22 protein-coding genes are annotated in these 21,413 nt (G+C 61.8%); 8 read left to right on the forward strand and 14 right to left on the reverse strand.

From position 1 onward, the window contains the following. Window positions 1–4: 4 nt before the first annotated feature. The 5 genes from C1J04_RS09775 to mazG all read right to left on the reverse strand — a co-directional run bounded on the left by C1J04_RS09775 (window position 5) and on the right by mazG (window position 4,707). Entirely contained in the window at window positions 5–826 is an 822-nt protein-coding gene (locus C1J04_RS09775) for a DUF533 domain-containing protein (protein WP_009824601.1), read from the reverse strand. Window positions 827–967: 141 nt separating this feature from the next. Further along, entirely contained in the window at window positions 968–2,380 is a 1,413-nt protein-coding gene (locus C1J04_RS09780; RefSeq protein WP_009824602.1) for a protein adenylyltransferase SelO, read from the reverse strand. A gap of 42 nt (window positions 2,381–2,422) precedes the next feature. Then, window positions 2,423–2,872, reverse strand: coding sequence for a GNAT family N-acetyltransferase (locus C1J04_RS09785; protein ID WP_005853523.1), 450 nt, complete (start codon window positions 2,870–2,872; stop codon window positions 2,423–2,425). Then, a complete protein-coding gene (locus C1J04_RS09790) occupies window positions 2,869–3,810 on the reverse strand; it encodes a nucleoside hydrolase (RefSeq protein WP_114865353.1) in 942 nt (313 codons plus the stop codon). The genes C1J04_RS09785 and C1J04_RS09790 overlap by 4 nt, the downstream gene beginning before the upstream one ends. Before the next feature lie 72 nt (window positions 3,811–3,882). Next, window positions 3,883–4,707 (reverse strand): nucleoside triphosphate pyrophosphohydrolase, encoded by an 825-nt coding sequence (gene mazG / locus C1J04_RS09795; protein WP_009824604.1) that lies wholly within the window; start codon window positions 4,705–4,707, stop codon window positions 3,883–3,885. A gap of 62 nt (window positions 4,708–4,769) precedes the next feature. On the opposite strand from mazG, the gene C1J04_RS09800 reads away from it, so the two are divergent. The 3 genes from C1J04_RS09800 to C1J04_RS09810 all read left to right on the forward strand — a co-directional run bounded on the left by C1J04_RS09800 (window position 4,770) and on the right by C1J04_RS09810 (window position 7,422). Continuing rightward, window positions 4,770–5,939, forward strand: a complete 1,170-nt coding sequence (locus tag C1J04_RS09800; protein WP_009824605.1) for a M20 aminoacylase family protein — start codon at window positions 4,770–4,772, stop codon at window positions 5,937–5,939. Between the two features lies 1 nt (window position 5,940). Continuing rightward, entirely contained in the window at window positions 5,941–6,918 is a 978-nt protein-coding gene (speB, locus tag C1J04_RS09805) for an agmatinase (RefSeq protein WP_009824606.1), read from the forward strand. Window positions 6,919–6,990: 72 nt separating this feature from the next. After that, window positions 6,991–7,422, forward strand: coding sequence for a DUF1499 domain-containing protein (locus C1J04_RS09810; protein WP_009824607.1), 432 nt, complete (start codon window positions 6,991–6,993; stop codon window positions 7,420–7,422). Here the strand turns inward: C1J04_RS09810 and C1J04_RS09815 are convergent. Continuing rightward, complete coding sequence (locus C1J04_RS09815) at window positions 7,363–7,668, reverse strand: hypothetical protein (RefSeq protein WP_083779612.1); 306 nt, start codon at window positions 7,666–7,668, stop codon at window positions 7,363–7,365. The two genes, C1J04_RS09810 and C1J04_RS09815, sit on opposite strands and share 60 nt — an antisense overlap. Before the next feature lie 62 nt (window positions 7,669–7,730). Here C1J04_RS09815 and prfA point away from each other — a divergent pair, with 62 nt between their 5' ends. The 3 genes from prfA to C1J04_RS09830 all read left to right on the forward strand — a co-directional run bounded on the left by prfA (window position 7,731) and on the right by C1J04_RS09830 (window position 10,534). After that, on the forward strand, window positions 7,731–8,786 hold the full coding sequence (gene prfA, locus C1J04_RS09820; protein WP_009824609.1) for a peptide chain release factor 1: 1,056 nt from the start codon (window positions 7,731–7,733) through the stop codon (window positions 8,784–8,786). Further along, the gene (gene prmC, locus C1J04_RS09825) at window positions 8,783–9,625 is read left to right on the forward strand and encodes a peptide chain release factor N(5)-glutamine methyltransferase (protein WP_009824610.1); all 843 of its coding nucleotides are present in this window, start codon (window positions 8,783–8,785) and stop codon (window positions 9,623–9,625) included. The genes prfA and prmC overlap by 4 nt, the downstream gene beginning before the upstream one ends. 216 nt (window positions 9,626–9,841) lie before the next feature. Continuing rightward, window positions 9,842–10,534 carry a DUF4167 domain-containing protein gene (locus C1J04_RS09830; RefSeq protein WP_009824611.1) on the forward strand — a complete coding sequence of 231 codons (693 nt, stop codon included), beginning with the start codon at window positions 9,842–9,844 and terminating at the stop codon, window positions 10,532–10,534. Between the two features lie 84 nt (window positions 10,535–10,618). Here C1J04_RS09830 and rsmA read toward each other — a convergent pair whose 3' ends face one another. The 6 genes from rsmA to lptF are packed head-to-tail and all read right to left on the reverse strand — an operon-like array spanning window position 10,619 to window position 18,048. Then, complete coding sequence (rsmA, locus tag C1J04_RS09835) at window positions 10,619–11,461, reverse strand: 16S rRNA (adenine(1518)-N(6)/adenine(1519)-N(6))-dimethyltransferase RsmA (protein ID WP_009824612.1); 843 nt, start codon at window positions 11,459–11,461, stop codon at window positions 10,619–10,621. Window positions 11,462–11,501: 40 nt separating this feature from the next. Next, window positions 11,502–12,488, reverse strand: a complete 987-nt coding sequence (pdxA, locus tag C1J04_RS09840; RefSeq protein WP_009824613.1) for a 4-hydroxythreonine-4-phosphate dehydrogenase PdxA — start codon at window positions 12,486–12,488, stop codon at window positions 11,502–11,504. Next, window positions 12,485–13,702: a peptidylprolyl isomerase gene (locus tag C1J04_RS09845; RefSeq protein WP_009824614.1), complete on the reverse strand. Its 1,218-nt coding sequence runs from the start codon at window positions 13,700–13,702 to the stop codon at window positions 12,485–12,487. Before C1J04_RS09845 ends, pdxA begins: the two co-directional genes overlap by 4 nt. A 5-nt stretch (window positions 13,703–13,707) precedes the next feature. Then, a complete protein-coding gene (locus C1J04_RS09850; RefSeq protein ID WP_037953682.1) occupies window positions 13,708–15,822 on the reverse strand; it encodes an LPS-assembly protein LptD in 2,115 nt (704 codons plus the stop codon). A 1-nt stretch (window position 15,823) separates the two neighbouring features. Then, a complete protein-coding gene (gene lptG, locus C1J04_RS09855; protein ID WP_009824616.1) occupies window positions 15,824–16,921 on the reverse strand; it encodes an LPS export ABC transporter permease LptG in 1,098 nt (365 codons plus the stop codon). Beyond that, window positions 16,918–18,048, reverse strand: a complete 1,131-nt coding sequence (lptF, locus tag C1J04_RS09860; RefSeq protein WP_009824617.1) for an LPS export ABC transporter permease LptF — start codon at window positions 18,046–18,048, stop codon at window positions 16,918–16,920. Before lptF ends, lptG begins: the two co-directional genes overlap by 4 nt. A gap of 139 nt (window positions 18,049–18,187) precedes the next feature. Here lptF and C1J04_RS09865 point away from each other — a divergent pair, with 139 nt between their 5' ends. Together C1J04_RS09865 and C1J04_RS09870 are read left to right on the forward strand one after the other, a co-directional pair. After that, window positions 18,188–19,660 carry a leucyl aminopeptidase gene (locus tag C1J04_RS09865; RefSeq protein WP_009824618.1) on the forward strand — a complete coding sequence of 491 codons (1,473 nt, stop codon included), beginning with the start codon at window positions 18,188–18,190 and terminating at the stop codon, window positions 19,658–19,660. A 5-nt stretch (window positions 19,661–19,665) separates the two neighbouring features. Next, window positions 19,666–20,124 (forward strand): DNA polymerase III subunit chi, encoded by a 459-nt coding sequence (locus C1J04_RS09870; RefSeq protein ID WP_009824619.1) that lies wholly within the window; start codon window positions 19,666–19,668, stop codon window positions 20,122–20,124. A 17-nt stretch (window positions 20,125–20,141) separates the two neighbouring features. On the opposite strand, the gene C1J04_RS09875 is transcribed toward C1J04_RS09870, so the two are convergent. Next, the gene (locus C1J04_RS09875; RefSeq protein ID WP_009824620.1) at window positions 20,142–20,726 is read right to left on the reverse strand and encodes a retropepsin-like aspartic protease family protein; all 585 of its coding nucleotides are present in this window, start codon (window positions 20,724–20,726) and stop codon (window positions 20,142–20,144) included. A 51-nt stretch (window positions 20,727–20,777) separates the two neighbouring features. Then, the gene (locus C1J04_RS09880) at window positions 20,778–21,413 is read right to left on the reverse strand and encodes a MarC family protein (protein ID WP_009824621.1); all 636 of its coding nucleotides are present in this window, start codon (window positions 21,411–21,413) and stop codon (window positions 20,778–20,780) included.

Genomic DNA, 21,413 nt, shown 5'->3' on the forward strand with positions numbered 1-21,413 from the left:
CGCTTTAGGTGTAGAGCGACGGCACCCCCATCTGCGCGTGGATCTCGTTCACTGCGGCGGGCTGCATTCCATAGGCGCTGGCTAGCTTGTGCAGATATTGCGCCTCTTCCTGCGTATCCAGATCAATCGCCAGCAGCGACATCGCATAGATTTGCGGGCCCATGCCGTCGGGTGTCTGGGCGACCAGCGCGTCGACATCCACAGGGGCTTCCATCTGGCCTTGCACGAATGCGGCCTCGTCGGCGTCCACGTCGCCCAGATGGTTCAGCAGCTTTTCACGCTCGTTCTCATCAAAAGTGCCGTCGGATTTCGCGGCCTGGATCATCGCGGCGATCATCAGCGCGGCGGTGGCCTCCTGATCGCGCGAGGGGGTGATTTCGGGGGCAGGGTTGCTATCGAATTGCGAGTTCAGCACCGCGCCGAAGTCTGCCTCTGGCCGTTCGGGGGCTTTTTGGCTGGCACCGCTCAGGCTGGACAGCAAGCCACCCGCACCTGCGGCACCGGCAAGCCCACCCAGCAGCCCGCCAAGGCCGCCCGAGCTGCCAGACGTGCTTGTGCCTGTGCCGCCGCCAAGCTGGTTCAGCAAACCGCCCAAGCCGCCGCTGCTGGCCCCGGACGATCCCCCCATCAAACCACCCAGCATATCCTGCAGGTTACCGCCCGAGCCGCCCGTGCTGCCGCCAGTCAGACCGCCCAGCAATCCGCCTAGACCGCCGCCGCTGCTGGCGCTGCCGGTCGTGGATTTATTCTTGTTCATCATGGCGCTCGCCCCTTTGGCCACAGCCACGCCGATCGCCACTTTGGCCAATGTTTTCATCAAGCTCATTATCGATAATCCTTTTGGGTCAAATCGCCTGCAAGTCTGTTGCAGTTTACTGTGCAAAACAACCAAAAGATCGCGGGGGTTCCCGCTTGTCGACGTGCTTGACGGTGGGACAACGGGTGGCACCTGCCACCCGCTGGCCGCTCAGGTGCCGCAGAAGGTGGCCGGCACGATTTCCTGCGTCGTCGGCGCGCGGTGCAGATCGGCGTCGGTTTCGCGGTACGGGCTGGCAAGCGCTGTCATCAGCCGGTGGAACGGGTCCATATCACCGGCAACGGCGGCGTTGATCATCGCCTCTATCCGGTGGTTGCGCGGGATCACGGCGGGGTTGGCGGCATCCATGACCGATTTAGGGTCAGGCTCAAACGCGATGCGCTGCTGCCACGCGTCGCGCCAGTTGGCAAAGGCCGCGCGGTCGGTGAACTGAGCGGCGGCATCATCGCCTGACAGCGCCCGGAAAGCATTGGTAAAATCCGCGCCATCCGTTTGCATCAGCGACAATAGGGCGTCGATCAGCGCAGTATCTTCAGCCTTGGGCGTCGTGATCCCGATCTTGGCAGCAAAGCGTCTCAGCCAGGCTTGCTCGATCAACGCGGGCATGGCGTGCACGATCTCTGTCGCCTCGGCCACACCGCTTTCGGGATCATCACGCTGCTGCAACAACGAGGTTGCAAGCTGCGCCATATTCCACACGACGATCTGCGGCTGATTGGCATAGGCATAGCGCCCCTGACGGTCGATGGAGCTGAACACACGGTTGGGGTGGAACGCATCCATGAAGGCGCAGGGGCCGTAATCAATCGTCTCGCCCGAGATGGCGCAATTATCGGTGTTCATCACCCCGTGAATAAAGCCCACAGACATCCACGCCGCGACCAGATCCGCCTGTGCTGCGCAGACCGCGCGCAGCAGACCCAAGGGCCCGTCCGCCTGCGGGTAGTGCCGCTGGATCGCATAGTCGGTGAGGCGGCGCAGGTTTTCGACCTCGCCCCGATGGGCAAAGACCTGAAACGTCCCCACACGCAGATGGCTTGCGGCGACACGGGTCAGCACGGCACCGGGCAGGGCGGTTTCGCGAAAGACATCCTCGCCACTTTGCACAGCGGCCAAGGCGCGGGTGGTGGGGATGCCTAGGGCGTGCATCGCCTCTGACACTACATATTCGCGCAGCACCGGCCCAAGCCAGGCGCGCCCGTCGCCGCCACGGGAATAGGGCGTGCGCCCCGATCCTTTCAGCTGGATATCGCGGCGCTGGCCCTTTGCATCCAGCACCTCGCCCAAGAGGATCGCGCGACCATCGCCAAGCTGCGGGTTGTAATTGCCGAATTGGTGCCCCGCATAAAGCTGCGCCAGCGGGTCGGCACCGGCGGGCAGTTCGTTCCCGCTGAAGATAAAGGCCAGATCCTCGGTCGATCCGTGGGTGATCCCCAGGGTCTTGGCCAGCGGCGCGTTGAAAGCCAGCAGTTTGGGATCGGCCACCGGCGTAGGCGTGGTGCGGGTGAAAAAGCCATCGGGCAAGGCCGCGTAGCTGTTATCGAAGGGGGCTGATACTGTCATAGTGCAGATATAGGGGCCGCGGCCCCAGCTTGCCAGCCCGCGTCAGAATTTGCGCGACATGAACATATAGTTTTCGCGGGGGCGAAAGCCTGCACGGTGGTAAAGCTTCTGCGCGATCTCGTTGCTACGCTCGACCTCAAGATGGATCGCGCGCAGACCGCCGCCCGCCAGCGCATTCGGGACGGCCAGCAATGCCTCTGTCGCAATGCCACGGCCACGCACGCCGGGGCGCACGTAGATTTCATCGATGATCGCGTCCAGACCGCCGAATTCAACCGACCAGCCGAAGGTGATGATGATATAGCCGATGGGCGCACGGGCAGGGCCGATCAGATAGGCCACCCCATAGGGCGTGCCTTCGAGCAGCGGTGCCAGCCCGTTGCGGCGGTCGTCATCCGTCTGCTCGATCCCCGTCTCGGCGTGAAAGCTGCCCACGAGGGCAACGAGACGGTCCAGATGCTCTGGCTTGGCAAGGGTGAAGGCCGCGCTCATAGACGGGCCAACCGTTCGGTCAGCAGGGCAAAGAAGCCATCAGAATCCAGATCGCCCATAAAGGTCGCATTGGGGGCGCGGTCGGTCACGCCCCACCAATCGGCGACGGTCATACCCATGGTCAGCTCTGACTCTGTCTCGATCTCGACGTTGATATGGCGGCCTTTGAACAGATCGGGGTTGATCAGATAGGCGGTGACGCAAGGGTCATGCAGCGGCGCGCCGTCAGAGCCGTATTTCTCTTTGTCGAACCGTTCGAAGAAATCGGTCATTTCCGCCACGGCGATGCCCACAGGCGTGCCAAGGGCGCGGAAAGCGTCGTTGCGCGCTTTGGTCACCAGCGCCTTATGGGTAACGTCCAGCGGCATGACAACGATAGGAGCTCCGGATTTGAACACGATATCCGCGGCTTGCGGATCGACGTAGATGTTGAACTCCGCCGTTGGGGTGATGTTGCCCCCTTCGAAATAGCCACCGCCCATCAGTACGATCTTGGCGATGCGATCGGCGATATCAGGTGCTTTTTGCAACGCGGTGGCGATATTGGTCAGCGGCCCCAGCGGGCACAACGTGACGGTTCCCGGAGCGTTATCGCGCAGCGTGTCGATGATGAAATCCACCGCATGGCCTTCGGCCATCGGCATGCTAGGCTCGGGCAGATCGGGGCCGTCCAGCCCGGTCTTGCCGTGCACATGCTCTGCCGTGACCAGCGCGCGGCCCAGGGGGCGGTCGCATCCGGCAAAGACTTTGACATCCCGTTTGCCTGCCAATTCGCACACGATCCGCGCGTTGCGCGAGGTGAGGTCCAGCGGCACATTGCCCGCGACGCAGGTGATCCCCAGAACATCAAGCTCTTCGGGGCTGGCCAAAGCGACAAGGATCGCTACGGCGTCATCCTGACCGGGGTCCGTGTCGATAATGATCTTGCGCGGTGTCATGGGCTCTCCTGTCTTGGCTGTGCCAGAGCCTTGCCGCAAGTGCCGCGACTTGTCCAGCAGGCACGGGCGGTCCTAGCTGCGTTCCGCCCGTTTTACATCCTCCCACAAGGCATCCATCTCGGCGAGATCACTATCCGAGGGGGATTTACCTCGTGCGGCCAACCGCGCCTCTACCCCGTTGAAGCGGCGCATGAATTTGGCGTTGGCAGCGCGCAGAGCGGCTTCGGGTTCGACGCCAAGATGCCGGCCCAAATTGGCCATAACGAACATCAGGTCCCCGTATTCCTCGGTCACCTCGGCCTGGGTCAGCGTATCACGCGCCTCGACCAGTTCGGTCGCTTCCTCGGTGATCTTGGCGATCACATCATCGACCTGCGGCCAGTCAAACCCGACACGGGCCGCCCGTTTTTGCAGCTTGTAGGCGCGCAGCAGCGCGGGCAGGCCAACGGCTACGCCGTCAAGCGTTCCCCCCTGGGCCTTGCCCGCGCGTTCTGCCGCCTTGATCTTTTCCCAATCCGCGGTCTGTTGCTCGGCCGATTTATCGCGGCTTTCATCGCCGAAAACATGCGGGTGCCGGGCGACCATCTTGTCCGAGATATTGCGCACCACTGTCTGAAAGCTGAACCGCCCGTCCTCTTCGCCCATGGCCGTGTGATACACGGTCTGGAGCAGCAGATCGCCCAACTCTCCCTCAAGCTCGGGCCAGTCGCGACGCTCGATCGCATCGGCGACTTCATACGCTTCTTCAATGGTATAGGGGGCAATGCTGTCGAAATCCTGTTCGATATCCCAAGGGCATCCGGTTTGCGGGTCACGCAGGCGGCGCATGATTTCCAACAAGCGTTCGATCCCGGCGTCGCGATCGTGGATCAACGCATCATTTCTTGTCTCGGCCATTGCAGCCCCCATGTGTCTGATGTCAGATGCAACCTGACCAACATCCCCACAGGAGTCCAGTAATGCCCGTCGTGAACCGTATCGCGGATTATGCCCCCCAGATGACAGAATGGCGCAGATATCTGCACACGATCCCGGAACTGGGGAACGACTGCTTCAAGACCGCGGCTTTCGTGGCGGAACGCCTGCGGGACTTCGGCGTGGACGAGCTGCACGAAGGCTTTGCCACCACGGGCATGGTTGCGATCATCAACGGTCAGGCCGAGGGGCCGACCATCGGGTTGCGCGCCGATATGGATGCGCTGCCGATCCCCGAGGAAACCGGGCTGGACTATGCCAGCACCCACGCAGGCAAGATGCACGCCTGCGGGCACGACGGGCACACAACGATGCTGCTGGGGGCGGCGAAATATCTGGCGGAAACGCGCAATTTCGCGGGCCGCGTGGCGCTGATCTTCCAACCTGCCGAAGAAACCGGCGGCGGGGCCGAGGTGATGGTCGAGGAAGGGATCCTTGATCGCTTCGACATCGGCCAGGTCTATGCGCTGCACAATGCGCCCGGCTTTGAGAAAGGGGGGTTTTACACATCCCCCGGCGCGATGATGGCGGCGGTCGATGAGTTTCACATCCACATCAAGGGTTTGGGTGGTCATGGTGCCACACCGCATCTGACCCGCGATCCGGTCGTTGCCGCCTGTGGCATTGCGACGGCATTGCAAACCATCGTCAGCCGCAACCACTATGCGCAGGATGATCTTGTCGTTTCGGTCACGCAGATCCACACGGGCACCACCGACAACGTGATCCCCGAAACGGCCTATATCAACGGCACGGTACGCAGCTTTGACAAAGAGGTGCAGGCCATGGTGATCCGCCGGATGGAGCAGATCGTCGCCGGGCAGGCCGCCAGCTATGATGTCAGCGCGACACTGGAATATGAAAAGGGCTATCCCGCCACGGTGAACACCCCGGAAGAGGCCGGATTTGCCGCCGCCGTTGCCACCGAGATTGCGGGCGCGGACCGCGTTATTGCCGATAATGGCCGCGAGATGGGGGCCGAGGATTTCAGTTATATGCTGGAAAAACGCCCCGGTGCCTATTTGTTCATCGGGCAGGGTGACACCGCAGGGCTGCACCACGCCGCCTATAACTTCGACGATGAGATCGCGCCCGTGGGTGCATCCTTTTTTGCCCGCATCGTCGAGCGGGCCCAACCATTAGGAGCCAAGTAACATGGGTTTGGAAGACGCGAAAAATCAGGTTGATCAAGCCTTTACCCGCGATGATCTAAAAGGGCCGAGCTTCGAGAACGCCTTTGGCGGGGCCACGTCCTTTCTGCGGCGGCGCTATACCAAAGACCTGCGCGGCGTGGACATCGCCGTGACCGGCGTGCCCTTTGATCAGGCCGTGACCAACCGTACCGGCACCCGTCTGGGCCCGCGCGCGATCCGCGAGGCGTCTTCCTTGCAGCCCTACGACCCGCCCTATGGCTGGGATTTCGACGTGCTGAGCGAGTTCGCCATCGCCGACTATGGCGATCTGGCGTTCGACTATGGTCACATAAGCCAGTTTCCTGCCGCTTTAACAAGCCATATCAAAGGGATACTGGACGCAGGTGCAGCGAGTGTGACCCTGGGCGGAGATCACTACATCAGTTTTCCGATCCTCAAGGCCTATGCCGAAAAATACGGTCCTATCAGTCTGTTACAGTTCGATGCCCATTCGGATACATGGCCCGACGATGATATGGACCGGATCGACCACGGCACCATGTTCTACAAGGCGGTGAAATCGGGCATCGTTGATCCGAAAACCTCGGTTCAGGTGGGCATCCGCACGACCAACCCCGATACGCTTGGCGTGACCACCATCGACGCGCGCGAGGTCCACGAGAAGGGGCCGCAGGCAGCCGTTTCCAAAATAAAACAGGTACTTGGCGACCGTCCTTGTTATCTTACATTCGATATCGACGCGCTTGATCCCGCCTTTGCGCCGGGCACGGGCACGCCGGTTTGGGGCGGACTCACGTCAGCACAAGCGGCGATCGTGATGCGGGATCTTGCGGGGATCAACATCGTGGGCGGTGACATCGTTGAAGTCTCTCCGCCTTTTGACACGACAGGTGCGACAGCGATCGCGGGGGCCCATGTGGCGACCGAGATCCTGTGTTTGCTGGGGTGGAACATGCGGCAGACCAAAGCCCGCGCATAACCACTGGCGGCGCAGTTTGCGACGGCAGGACGCTCCGCGGGGAGTTTATTTGGCAAAATGAAGGTAAAGATAATGATGGCATTTTTCTGGATCGCACTGGCGATTTTCGTCGCCTTGCAGGCGTACATCCGCCTTGCACCCGCCCCCGCGGCCCGCTGGGAATTGGGCGCGGTCGACAAGGCCCCCGGCGATTACCCGTCGGAGGGGGGCTTTATGGCCGTGCGCGAGGTTGAAGGCGATGGCACGGCGTTCTTGAACCGGTTTGACGACGCGATGTTGTCGTTGCCCCGAACCCAGCGGATCGACAGCAATGCAGGTCAGGCGCTTTATGTCACACGCTCGGCCTTCTGGGGCTTTCCCGATTACACCAGCGTCGCGGTCACCCCCGTTGACGGGGCGGATCAGAGCCGCGCGGTGGTCTATGGGCGGCTGCGCTTTGGCCGGTCAGATATGGGTGTGAACGCCAAGCGTTTGAAGCGGGTTCTGGCCCAAGCCGGGGTCTAGGCGCTGTGCGAGGCCGGGGCAGGCCTCGCCGATATCGCGCCACATGGGCACATTCAGTGACATCTGGCATTGCGCGGCAAAGCGGCGACCGTTGACATCGAGGCAGATCGTTTGCCCCAGCTCGACCCGCTGGCCGTTGCGGTCGGTGCAATAGCACTCCACCGCTTTGCGCCCCGAGGGCGCGGGGTCCGCCGCAAGCGACGGGGCAAGGCAGATCAGACTGAAAACCAGCGAAATGCGTTTCATAGGGGCATCATAGCACAGGCTGGGTCTTGACCATAGCCGCTTCATCAGCGACATCCAGCGGTATGATCCCCATGGACCGCCTTGCCCAAATCACCCAACGTTTCCAGTTTCTGGAGGCGTCGATGTCTGCTGGCTCTGACGGGGCGGATTTTGCCAAGCTGGCCAAGGAATACGCCGATCTGCGCCCCGTGGTCGAACAGATCGACGCTTATCGCCAGTTGCTGCAAGACATGGACGACGCTCGCGCCATGCTGAAAGACACCGAGATGGCGGAGCTGGCCGAGGAAGAGCTGCCGCGCCTGAAGGCCGCTTTGCCGCAAGCGGAGGCTGATTTGCAGCTCGCGCTGCTGCCGCGGGACGAGGCCGACAAAAAGCCCGCGATGCTGGAGATCCGCCCCGGGACCGGCGGGGATGAGGCCGCGCTTTTCGCCGCTGATCTGCTGCGCATGTATCAACGCTATGCCGAGGCGCGGGGCTGGAAGTTTGAGCTGATCGAACAACAGTTCACCGAACTTGGCGGCGTCAAAGAGGTCGTGGCCCATATCAAGGGCGAGAATGTCTTTGCCCGTCTGAAATACGAATCCGGTGTGCACCGCGTGCAGCGCGTGCCCTCTACCGAAAGCGGCGGGCGTATCCATACTTCTGCCGCGACTGTCGCCGTTCTGCCAGAGGCAGAGGATGTGGATATTCACATCGACGCCAATGATCTGCGGATCGATACAATGCGCAGTTCAGGGGCGGGTGGGCAACACGTCAACACCACCGATTCTGCCGTGCGCATCACCCACCTGCCGACGGGGCTGGTGGTGACGTCTTCCGAGAAATCGCAGCACCGCAACCGCGAGATCGCGATGCAGGTGCTGAAAGCGCGGCTTTATGATATGGAGCGTCAGCGGGTGGACAGTGAACGGTCGGCCAGCCGTGCGGCGCAGGTGGGGTCGGGGGACCGGTCTGAACGGATCCGGACCTATAACTTCCCGCAAGGGCGCCTGACCGACCACCGGATCAACCTCACCCTTTACCGGCTTGAAGCCGTGATGCAGGGCGATCTGGACGAGATTGTCGATGCGTTGACCGCGGATGCGCAGGCGCAGCTGCTGGCCGAGATGGGGCAGTGAGCGCGCCAACCGCCGCGCAAGCCATGGTCGCCGCCACAGCGCGATTGCGCGCGGCGGGCGTGCCTGACCCCGCACGGGATGCGCGGATCTTGCTGGCGCATGCGGCGTCAGTCGATGCGGCGCGGGTGACGTTGATCGCGCCCGAGGAAATCGCACCGGATATTGCCGAACGCTATGAAAAGCTGATCGCCTTGCGGGCGGTGCGCGTGCCGGTCTCGCATCTGGTGGGGCAGCGGGCGTTTTACGGGCGCGACTTCAAGGTCAGCCGCGATGTGCTCGACCCGCGGCCCGAGACCGAATCTCTTATTGAACTGGCGCTGTCCGAGCCATTTGAACGGGTGCTTGATCTGGGCACCGGATCGGGCTGTATTCTGGTGACGCTTCTGGCCGAACAGCAAGACGCACGCGGCGTGGGCCTTGATCTGTCCGAAGCTGCCTGTCTGCAGGCCAGCGCCAATGCGGTGTTGCACGGGGTGCAGGCACGCGCGGAGATCACGCAATCGGATTGGTTCAGCGCGGCGGAGGGGCGGTTCGATCTGATCGTCTCCAACCCGCCTTATCTGGCACAAAGCGAGATGGCGGATGTCTCGCCCGAACTGCGCCTGCATGAACCCGAGATGGCATTGACCGACGGGCAGGACGGGTTGAGTGTGTACCGTATCATCGCGGCGCAGGCACAGGGGTATCTGGCCCCCACAGGTCGCGTTCTGGCAGAGATCGGCTGGCAACAGGGTGCCGATGTGAAAGCGATCTTTGAGGCAGCCGGTTGGGGCCGGGTGCGCATCTTGCCCGATCTGGGCGGGCGCGACCGTGTCCTTTGGGCCGATACGCCAGCATAAACACGCCAAAACTTGTCATTTCGGGGTGTTTTTCGCCAATTTCCACTTGCTCCAAATCATTTGCCGTGCTTATTCAAGGATGTTGCAGCGGTGGATGCCTTTTGGGCGGTCCCGCGCGGCGTTAAGCCCAACAGAGCGTAAAGCTAGCTTTTCAGGGACGCGACTGCGTCCGGCAGCTTATTCCGAAGCCCAGCATAACAAGGCTGAACTGATTACATGAAATCTTCCAGATCACGGTCCCGGTCCAAGAATAATCGCAACCGTCAGCCGCAAGGTGGCAACGTCGTTAACCGCGTTTTCGACAGTTCTGGCCCCGAAGGCAAGGTCCGCGGCACGCCGCAGCAGATTATCGAGAAATACAACCAGTTGGCGCGTGATGCCCAGCTGAGCAACGACCGCGTGGCGGCAGAGAACTTCCAGCAGCACGCCGAACATTACCTGCGGATGCTGTCCGAAGCGCAACGCGAGATTGACCAGCGTCGCGATCAGCAAGAACGCGAGAACCGCGAACGTCAGGCAGAGCGGGACCGCGAGCGGGTAGAGCGTCAGGAACGCGAAGCTGCCCAAGCCGGTCAGAACACTGCGGATCAACCTGCTGCGGAAACAGATACGGGCGAAAAATCCGACGCGCCCCAGCAGGACAACACCAAGGGTGATGCCCCCAAGCGCCGCCGCAGCCGCAGCAACAACAACAACAACCAGAATGACAACGCTCCTAAGTCGGACAGCGCGCCCAAGTCGGATGGCGATGACGCGCAAGATGGCAGTGCGGCAGAGGACAATCTGGTGGACACGCCCGAGAACAAGCCCAAGCCCCGACGCGCGCCGCGCCGCAAACCTGCCCCCAAGGCAGAGACGAGCGAACCGGCCAAGGACAGCAGTGGCGACCAGCCCGAAGCGGCTGAATAAACGCTTTGACATCGTAACAAAGGCCCCGCGATTGCGGGGCCTTTTGCGTTTCGGACGGTGGGTGTGTTGTGGTGACCTTAGCCCTTAGCCCTTGGCGATTTCGCGGGCCAGCGCGCAGAAGCCTTCCAGCGGCACCTGTTCGGCGCGCTCCGTCGGTTTCAATCCGGCCGCACGCAAACGATCCTCGATATCCGGTGCGGTTCCTTTGAGGGCAGAGCGTAGCATTTTGCGCCGCTGATTAAAGGCGGCCGCCACAACGCGGTTCAACACATCAGGGTCCGCCGGAAAGCGGGGTTCGGGCAGGGCCGTCAGATGCACCACAGCAGAGGAGACTTTGGGCGGCGGGGTAAACGCCTCTGGCGGCAGGTTCAGCACGATACGCGCATCGGCCCGCCACTGTGCAAGCAGCGCCAGACGGCCATAGGCCTTGGAGCCGGGCTTGGCCACGATCCGCTCGGCCACTTCGCGCTGGAACATCAACGTCAGGCTTTGCCAGAAGGGTGGCCATTCCTGCGGGGTTAGCCAACGCACCAACAGCTCTGTCCCCACGTTATAGGGCAGGTTCGCCGCAATACGGATCGGTGGGGTCAGATGGGCCAGCGGATCGATTTCAAGGGCGTCGCCTTCGATCACCGTCAGACGGTCGGGATAGGCTTCGGCGATCTCGGCCAAAGCGGGCAGGCAGCGTTTGTCTTTCTCGATCGCCAGCACGCGGCGCGCGCCTTCGGACAGCAACCCGCGCGTCAACCCCCCGGGGCCCGGCCCGATTTCAAGCACATCACATTCGGTCATATCGCCCGCTTGTCGCGCAATCTTGGCGGTGAGGTTCAGGTCGAGCAGAAAGTTCTGGCCCAGCGATTTGCGCGCCTTCAGGTCATGGGTATTGATCACCTCGCGCAGGGGCGGCAGGTTGTCGATTGTGCTCATTCTTGGACCTGTGAAGCAGAAGGGTTCCGGGGGCGCGGGGTCATGATTGCGCCATGCGATAGGCCATGCGCAGGGCCTCGACCATGCTGGTGGGGTTGGCGATGCCCTGACCCGCGATATCAAAGGCGGTGCCGTGATCGGGCGAGGTGCGGATGAACGGCAGACCGAGCGTCACATTGACGCCGCGGTCGAAATCCAGCGTCTTGATCGGGATCAGCGCCTGATCGTGATACATGGCAATCGCCGCGTCATAGCGCGACCGTGCGGCGGCGTGGAACATCGTATCGGCAGGGTGCGGTCCGCTCAGGTCATAGCCTTCGTCCTGCATCCGGGTGACCAGCGCCGTCATCCAATCTGCTTCCTGACGACCCATCGTGCCGCCTTCGCCCGCATGGGGGTTCAGACCTGCAATGGCGATCCTGGGGGCCTTGATCCCGAATTGAGAGCGAAGCCCCGCCGCCGTGATCTCTATCACGCGGCGCAGATGGGCGGGGGTCAGCACATTAGGAACCTGATCCAGCGCGATATGGATCGTGGCCGGCACCACCCGCAGTTGGTCAGAGGCGAGCATCATCACCACATCGCTTCCGCCCGCCAGCGCGGCAAGATATTCGGTGTGGCCCGGATAGGCGAAACCGGCCCCGTCCTTCAGCGCCTTCTTGTGAATGGGCGCGGTGGTCAGCGCAGATGCGACCCCGCTGCGCACCAGATCAACACCGCGCGCGATCACGTCGATCACCCCCTGCGCATTGGCGGGGTCCGGCTTGCCCGCGACGGCACCGGCGGCAAAGTCGTGGCGCAGCACGGGCAAGGCGTCGCTGCCCGCGGCAAGCGCGTCCGACGGGCTGTCGATAATGCAATGGGGAATGTCTTGGGGCAGGTGGCGCGGATCACCGATCCAGGCGAGCGGCACTTCGCCTGCCAGCATCGCCCAGGCCCGTGCGGCGACCTCTGGTCCGATGCCAGAGGGTTCGCCGCAAGAGATCACAACCGGCTTGTCGGCCAAGCCCGTCTTGGCTTGGGTCATTTGCGAACGATGCGCGCGTCGGCCCGCAATTGCTCCAGCAGCTGTTCGGCATAACCGGTCAGCCGTTCCTGGCGCAGCGCATTGGTCACATCCTCGCGCGAGGCGGAGGCATTGGCGGCGGCGGTACGCCCACACATCATCAGCAGCATCAGCGTCTGACCATTGGCGCGGGTCAGCGTGGTCGAAACCTCGCCCGTGTCGAGCTTGGACAGTTCAATCGCCACGTCCTGCGGGATGTCCGAGGGGGCTTTCTTCACACGCTCCAACACTTCGGCGGGCTGGCCTTTGGCGATGCCGTAAAGGTCATCGCAGGTATCGATGCGGCCACGGATCTGCGCCGCCTGAGCCAGCGCGGCTTCTGTGCGGCCACCGGGGATGTAATAGGCTGCGTATTCAATCTCGGAATAAGTCGGCGCGGTGACGCTGGTTTCCTCGATGTCGCGCAGTTGAAACAGTGCCACGGCGTTGGGGATCGGCAGCGGGTCGGTAACTTCGCCCGGTGCGAGGTTCAGGATCAGTGGTTGTAGGCTTGGCGGCAGGTCCGTCAGGTTCTGCCACGGCAGCCGCCCGCCACGCCCGCGCGAAGCGGTCGCGGAATAGCGGCTGGCGTAGTTCGAAAACTCTGCCGTTGATTTGGATTGCGAGATTTGTTCGGCCAGCGCGTTCACCCGTGCGGCTTGCTGAGGCGGAGCGGGAATGATGATCTCGGACACGAGAACGCGCACACCGCTGCCTTGGGTTTCGCCCAAAGCGCGGTTGATTTCAGCGTCGGTGATCTGCACGCGGCTGGCATAGCGGGCACGCACCAGTTCACGCCACCCGACCGAGTTTACAACGAAATCGCGAAACGTTTCGCGCGAGACGCCAGATTGACCAAGCGCCTGGGTGAATTCTTCGGTGCTCAGATCCGCGCGCGAGGCAAATTCGGCAAGGCTGTCTTCGATGCCCTGTGGCGTCAGCTCGATGCCCGCTTCGGCCACGGCCTCGTTGCGCAGGCGTTCGTCGATCAGCGAGGTCAGCGCCCCTTCGCGGGTCGCCCCCGGTGCGTTCAACACCTCGAGAAAGCGCTGGCGCTGCTGGACTTCGAATTCGGTTACAACGGATTCATTCACCTTGGCGACGGGCGCAAAGAGGTTCTGCGCCGAAACGGGAGCGGCGGTCATCAGACCCAGCCCAAGGACGGCGATGCTTCGTGTCAGACGGTTCAGGTTCATCTTACTTATTTCCCACATGATCGCTCATATCTTTCTGTTCCGTTGGAGGCCGAGAAGCCCCGCAGGCCGATGTTAAACCCGATATCGGTTGAGGGCTCAACACTTGTTGAGGAGGTATAGCGGCGGCGCACCGAAAGGTCGACGCTCACACATTCATTATTGTAGGTCAGGCCAAGCCCCGCCGTCGCCGCTGTATTGTTTTGCACGTCATAGCGCACATCGGCGCTGGCGGACCATTGCTTGTTGATGTCGTAGCTGCCGTCGAACGACACCTCGGAAATCGCTTCGGTCCGGTCTTCTTCAGTATCCGCCAAAAGCCAGACATAGGTGCCTTCGACGGTGGTTTTGCCAAAGCTCCACCCACCGCGCAGTTCCGCCTTGGAGATGTCGAAATTGGAGTCGACCAAGGTCCGCGCGGTCAGCGAAAGACCGGCGTTATTCTTGATCTGCCCCGCCAGCAGCACATCAGAGCGCACGCCAGACAGGCCGGACGTATCGGTAAAGTCAGGGTCGCTGATGCTGCGGAACACCTGACCGACCGCGACATAGGTGTCCCAGCCATTGGGGTCAAAGCGCGACCAGTTCACCGCCACCGCTGCCGTTGTGCCGCGTTCGCGCCGGTCGGGGCGCGGAAAGCGCGAGAGCGACAGGATGTTGCCCTGATCGAATTCCACGCGCGTGCTTTCCTCGTTCGGAATGTCGAGCCGGCTGCCATCGGTCCAGCCCAGTTGCACCACGGGCGTCAGCACCTGCGATGCACCACCAGCCTCGCGGCGTGCCATCGGGTAGCTTAGTCCGACCGCTGCGAAAGGCGCGATGTCGCTGTGGTTCTGCGCAAAGGTATCGTCTTGGGTGATGTCGAAGAAATTGAACGTCGTGCCGACCTGCGCATCGGTGACCAAGCCGGAGCGGTGGGTGAAGCGACGCAGATATTTCAGCGACCCGTTGATCCGCGATACATCGCGGCCAATCACATCCGCATCAGAAGATCGCCAATGGCTGTGCGCCTCCAGCCCGAACCGCAGCTCGCCCCCCCATGCCTTGGGGAAAAAGCGCCGTTCGAATTCGCCGTCGATCACGACTGTGGGCAGGGTGCTGTTCAACTCTCCGGGGCGCAGGGTTTCAAAGTTGTAAAGGCTGGTGCGCACAAAGCTGTCACGTCGCGCGCGTGAAAGTGTGAGGTCACTGCGCAAACGGTCCTCGTCCGAATAGCCGTATTCGGTAAAGTAAGAGCTGTCGCTGACGGCCTCGATCGTGAAGCTCAGCTTGTAGCCGCGCTCAAGCTCAAAGCTGCCTTCACCGAACAGATAGCCGCGGGTTTCATCTGGGAGTTGGTCATCGCGGGTGTAGGCTCCGTTAAACTCGATATCACCGTTGGTGAACGCCTGCCGATAGCGGAATTCAAGCGTGCGGGTCGAGGACGACAGATAGGGCGTCAGTGTCAGGTCGCGGCTTTCGCCCAAGGTGATGAAATAAGGCAGCTTCAGCCCCGTGCCCAACAACGACGTGGTGCGGATTGATGGGGCCAAAAACCCGTCCGCGCGGTCCAGTGTCGGGTCGGGCAGCCGCAAACGGGGCAGGTAGAACACCGGCACCGACCGGATATGAAAAGTCGCATCATCGAAATACAATTGCTGCGCCTCGGTATCATGCACCACGCGGCGCGCGCGGATCTGCCAGAGGGGCAGCTCGCCGTCATTGCAGGTTTTGCATGAAGTCACGGCGGTCTTGTACAGCTGGCTATAGCGCCCCTCGACACGGTCGATCTGGACGGCGGCCATCTGCACCTGCTGGTTCAGCACCATACGTGCGCCGCGCAGCAGACCGTTCTGCAACCCCTGATCCAGCTCTGCCGCATCCGCGAGAATGACGGTACCATCACCGTCGTTCAGCACAATCGGCCCTTCGATCACCAAGGCACCGGTTTCATCATTATAGCGGATCGCAGAGGCACGGATGCGGGTCGTGCCTTGAAACGCCTCTACGTTACCTTGGGCGACCAATTCCCGGTCACGGGTGATGAACAGGTCATCGGCCACCAGAACGGCAGGGCGATCACTGTCTTGAGCGGCAGCGGGCAGACCAAGGGCGACAAGAAGGGTCAGGAGCAAACGGCGCATGTCAGCCATCCTCTGAATGAAGTAGAAGGCCAAGCGCCAGAAGAATGGACGCGACAGGCGGTGCCCAGGCCGCAAGAAGAACCGGAATTTGCCCGTTCTCCCCCAGAATTTGCGCAAAACTGCGAATAAAATACAAGCCGAACCCCATCAGAACAGAGGCCAGCACCGCGACGCCCGTGCCTCCGAACCTCGTATGGCGCATGGTAAACGCGCTCGCAACCAGAACCATCGCAACCAGAAAGAACGGGCGCGCCAGTTCGGTCTGCAGCCAGACCTTGTGGCGGCGCGGGCTGAAGCCTGCCAGTTCAAGCTGCTTGATGTAATCAGGCAGATCATAGATCGAGACGGCACCGGGATCGGTGATGCTGTCGCGGATACGGTCCAGCGTCAGGGTCGAGGGCAGGGTGAGCGTGTCAAATGTCTCGGCCGCGCCTTCGGCGTTCACCCCCACTTCAAGCGGCCATGACTTCGCATCGGTCAACGTCCAGATACCATCTTCCAGCGCGGCGCTGTCCGCTTCGATCCGCCGTGCGGGACCGCTCTCGGGGGCGTAGCTGAGGAATGTGACATCATAAAGCACCGAGGCGTCCTTGTTTGACCGCCATGCGCGGATCACGGTCTGCCCCTCGTCGCTGCCTTGGCGCAGCCACAGCCCTTCGTCGCTGACCGACAGGACAGAGGTCCCGCCCGCGCGAATGCTGTCGCTGAGTTGAATGTATCGTTTCGCGGTCGCCGCAACGATGGGGTTCAACATGCCCACAGCCATCACGCCAATGATGAACGCCACCCAGATCGGGGCCTGCAACGCGCTGAGCGCTGAGCGGCCGGCGGCACGGGTCACCACCAGTTCTGACGAGCGTGCCAGCGACAAAAACAACACCACAGTCGCAAGAATCATAATCAGCGGCAGGATCAGGTTCATGGTTTCGGGCGTCTTTAACAACGTCATCCCGAAGAGCCGCAGCCAGCCGATATCGTAGCTGCTGAACCGGCGCGCTTGATCGACCATATCCACCAACACGAGCAGAGAGAACAGCACAGCGGAGATGAGGATAAACCCCATAATAAAGCGGCGCGCGAAATAGAGATGCAGGATCATGCGACGCCCCTTTGCTTGCCCATCCGTTTGGTCCAGCCCGGATGGGCCGTTTGCCAGATCATCCCGATCACAATCACAGCGCCAATCAGGCTGGGCAGGAACAGCAGCGGCCAGCGGCTGGCATCGTCGCGCACCGTATCAACCAAAGTGCCGCGCAACCCGTCAAGCGCGATGAGCAGACCAAAGGCGATCACGATCTCGCGCCAGACTCCGAAGCGCGAAAACCCTCCGAGCACCAGTGTCGCATAGCCGATCATCGCGGCGATCATGCAAAAGGCTGCCGAGGAAAAGCGCTGCGCCAGCTCTTCTGCGATGTCACCCGCGCTGGATTTGGTGATCGTCTCAAGCTGGTCCCACTGGGCAAACATCTCGGCCGTGGTCATGGCGTCGATGGATTGGGTGCGGGGTTTGTCGCTGCTGACCAAGGACGAGATATCGAACGAGAAATCGCGGAACTTGGCTGTCGACAGGCGTTTGCCTGCCATCTCAAGCCGTTGCGCCATGCCATCGACCATGATCAGCGTCGTACCATCGCCATTGCGGATCAGATAGGCTTCGGACGCGGTATAGATCACGCTCTCGTCGGGGTTGCGCCGGTCCGAGAGAAACACATCGCGCAACACCCCGTCGGCGTCGATCACGCGGGTATAGAATGTAACCTTAGAGGTCGGATGCAGGAATGTGCCTTCGGTCAGCAGCCGTGCGGTGACATTCTGCGAAATTTCGGCCTCGCGTTCAGACAGCTGTCCGTTGGACAGGGGCAACAGCAGATGGGTCAGCACCGACATCATGATCGCGACGCAAAGGCCATAGACGAACACGGGCCGCGCCAGACGCCAAGGGCTGGTGCCCGTCGCCTGCAGCACCGTCAGCTCGGATTCGCTGGTCATCCGGTTGATCACATAGACCGATCCCGCAAAGGTCGCGATCGGCAGGACGGTGGTGATCAGCTTGGGCAACCCCAACACGGTAAATTCTAGAAACACAAGCGCCGTCTGGCCGTCGCCAATCAGCCGGTCAAACAGCACCACAGCGCGGTTGATCCAGAAAATCGCCACCAAGATCAACGCAAAGAAACTGAACAAAATCAGGAACTGGGACAACATATAGCGGTCGAACTTGGCCAATCTGCATCCCTTGGGTATCAACACGGGTGAACTTTCGCCCGACGATAAAGTAAATTTCCGCCCACGAAAACTGCTATCTGGCCTTAACGGCGCACGCAGGATACGTCTAAGCGAAATTCAGACAAAAGGGGTTCACCTGATGACCGCATTGACGCCAATGACATTTACCGAAACCGATATTGACCAGATCGCGGGTCACACGGGCCGTGTGGCTGTGACTGTGGGCGCGGATGGCAAGCTCAACCCCTCCGCGCGGCGCATCAACAAGCTGACCAAAGGCGCGTTGGAACGTCTGGTGGCCAGCGACAGCTTCACGAAATTGTCAGCGGGCGATGCGGTCAGCCTCGGTTTTCCCACCGGCATGGCGGCCGAGGCCGTGGATGTGGTGCAATTGGCGAATAACGCCGATCAGGAAGCCCTGCGCGCAGCCGGTGCGGCGCTTGCGAAACGGCGCGGCGATGCGGATCTGCTGGTGTTGACGGGCGGTTTGCGCAAAGCGGCCGAGCTTTGCTTTGGACTGGCCATGCGCGACTACACGTTCGAGGATCGCAAAAGCAACGGCAAGCCACGCAAGGGGCAGGTCGTGATCATGAATTCCAAACCCGAAGAGGTCGAAGCCGCTGCGGCACCCCTGCTGGCCATCGCCGACGGCGCCTTTATGACGCGCGACCTGACGAACGAACCCGCGAATATCCTGACCACCACCGAATTCGCCGACCGTCTGGCCGAGATGAGTTCAATCGGCCTTGAGGTCGAAGTGCTGGACGAAGCCAAGCTGGAAGAACTGGGGATGCGCACCTTGCTCAGCGTCGGGCAGGGGTCGGCCAGCCCGTCCTACGTCGTGGTGATGAAATGGAACGGCGGCGAGAAAGACGCGGCCCCGCTGGCGTTGGTCGGCAAGGGCGTGGTGTTCGACACCGGCGGCATCAGCCTGAAACCGGGCGCGGGCATGGAAGACATGACCATGGACATGGGCGGCGCAGGCGTTGTCTCGGGCGTGATGCGCAGCCTTGCCCTGCGTAAGGCCAAGGCCAATGTCGTCGGGCTGGTCGGTATCGTAGAGAACATGCCATCCAGCACGGCAACCCGCCCCGGTGACGTAGTCAAGACGATGAAGGGCGACACGGTCGAGGTGATCAATACCGACGCCGAAGGCCGTTTGGTGCTTTGTGATGTGCTCTGGTATGCGCAAGAACGGTTTAACCCCGCGGGCGTGATCGATTTGGCGACGCTGACCGGCGCGATTATCATCGGCTTGGGTCATGACAATGCCGGGGTTTTCTCGAACGACGATACGCTGTGCAACGCCTTCCTCAAGGCCGCGCAAACCGAGGGCGAAGGCGCGTGGCGGATGCCCTTGGGCGCGGGGTATGACAAGCTGCTGAAAAGCCGCATCGCCGACATGAAAAACATCGGCGGGCGGCCTGCCGGGTCGATCACGGCGGCGCAATTCCTGCAACGGTTCATCAAGGACGGCACGCCTTGGATTCACCTTGATATCGCCGGTGTGGCCTCCGTCAAATCCGAGACAGCGCTGGCGCCCGTCGGGGCCACGGGCTGGGGCGTTGCGGCGTTGAACCGATTGATTACAAACCTCTACGAGACAGAGTAAACCTGATGGGTGCCGCGTATTTCTACCATCTGACCCAGCGACCGCTGGTCGAAACGCTAACCATGCTTTTGGGCAAAGCCCAAGGCGCGGGCTGGCGTGTGGCGGTACGCGGCACCGATCAATCCTTGCTGGAACAGCTTGACGTCGCCCTGTGGCGCGGGCCCGAGGATGGCTTTCTGCCCCATGGACTGGCCGGTGGCCCCCATGATGCCGAACAGCCGGTGTTGCTGACCACGGACACCCACGCGCCGAATAACGCAAGCTGCGTTTTCTCGATCCATGGCGCGGCTGTGTCGGCACAGGAAGTCGCGGCGCTGGATCGGGTGTGCATCCTGTTCGACGGGCTGGACGACCACGCCTTGAACGTCGCGCGGGACCAGTGGAAATCGCTGAAAGCCGCAGGAGCCTCTGCGCAATACTGGTCCGAGGAATCGGGTCGGTGGGAGAAAAAGGCAGAGACCTAAAGGCGTTACGCCGTGTTTCAACGGGTGAGGATCAACTCTCCGTTGGTGATCTCGATCCGGCCCCAGCGTTGCAGATAGCCCATCCCCAACAAGGATTGCCGCATCTCTCCTTCGTTCACGACCGCGGGCACATCGGTATCGCGCACCCCGCCCAGTTCAACCTCGTCCAGCCGCACATAGGCAGTGCGCACTTCGCCATTGGCGGTGCTGGCACGGCCCAGATAGTTCAGGCTATCGGGCGAAAGCCCTGCAGCTTCGGCATCGGCGCGGGTCAGCACCATATCTGTCGCGCCGGTGTCCACCACAAAGCGGAGCGGCGTGCCGTTGATCGTCGCCGTCAGATAATAATGCCCGTCGCGGGCGCGTGGCAGGGTGACGCTGCCGCTGCTGGCCTCATAGGCTTGGCGCGGGATGTCGCCTTGCCGGTTGATATCCTCCCACAGGCCGTAGCCCGCGGCGACACCGGTAAAGATCATGGCCCAGACCGCGACCTGTTGCAGCGTCTTGTTCCAGCCCTGACGGCTTTGCATGAAGAACCAGCCCGCGACCATCGCCATGAGCACGATCAGATAGATCAAACGTCCTGTTTCAATGTCCGGCATCGTATATCCTTTGGCAATCTTCCAAAGATATGGGGGCAGGGCACGGAAAAGTCAGCCCGGACCCGGCCCGAAACCGAAAGCGCTAAGCCCGTCGAGCACGAATTGCACCGACAGCGCGGCGAGCAGCATACCCAAAAGCCGCGTAATCACGTTGATCCCGACCTTGCCCAAAGCGTTTTCAAGGTAGCCGCTGGCCTGCATCGTGATACCCATGATGATCAGGACGGCAAAAGTGATCGCGACGACGGTCACCAGCCCTTCAAGGCCCGGTTTCTCGCCCGTCAGCAGGATCACCGACGCGATAGAGCCGGGGCCCGCGATCAAGGGAATGGCCAGCGGAAATACCGATGGGTCGTCGTGATCGTCATCCGCCTCGGCATGGCCCTCGCGGCGTTTCGTGCGGCGGTCGAACAACATATCAAGCGCGGTCAGAAACAGCAGCACGCCCCCCGCGACACGGAAGGCGGGCATGGAGATGCCGATAAAGCCAAGCACAGCCTCGCCAAAGGCGGCAAAGACCAGCAGCAGCAGCCCCGCGATGACCACGGACCGCCACGCAATCAAGCGGCGCTGGCGCGGGGTCATACCGGGGGTCAGGGCCAGAAACATCGGGCCAATCGCAAAGGGGTCAATGATCACGATCATCGTCGCGAACGCGGTGATCATGAATGCCAGATCAAGTGCCAT

The organism is Sulfitobacter sp. SK025, assembly GCF_003352105.1.
Classification (GTDB): Bacteria; Pseudomonadota; Alphaproteobacteria; order Rhodobacterales; family Rhodobacteraceae; genus Sulfitobacter; species Sulfitobacter pontiacus.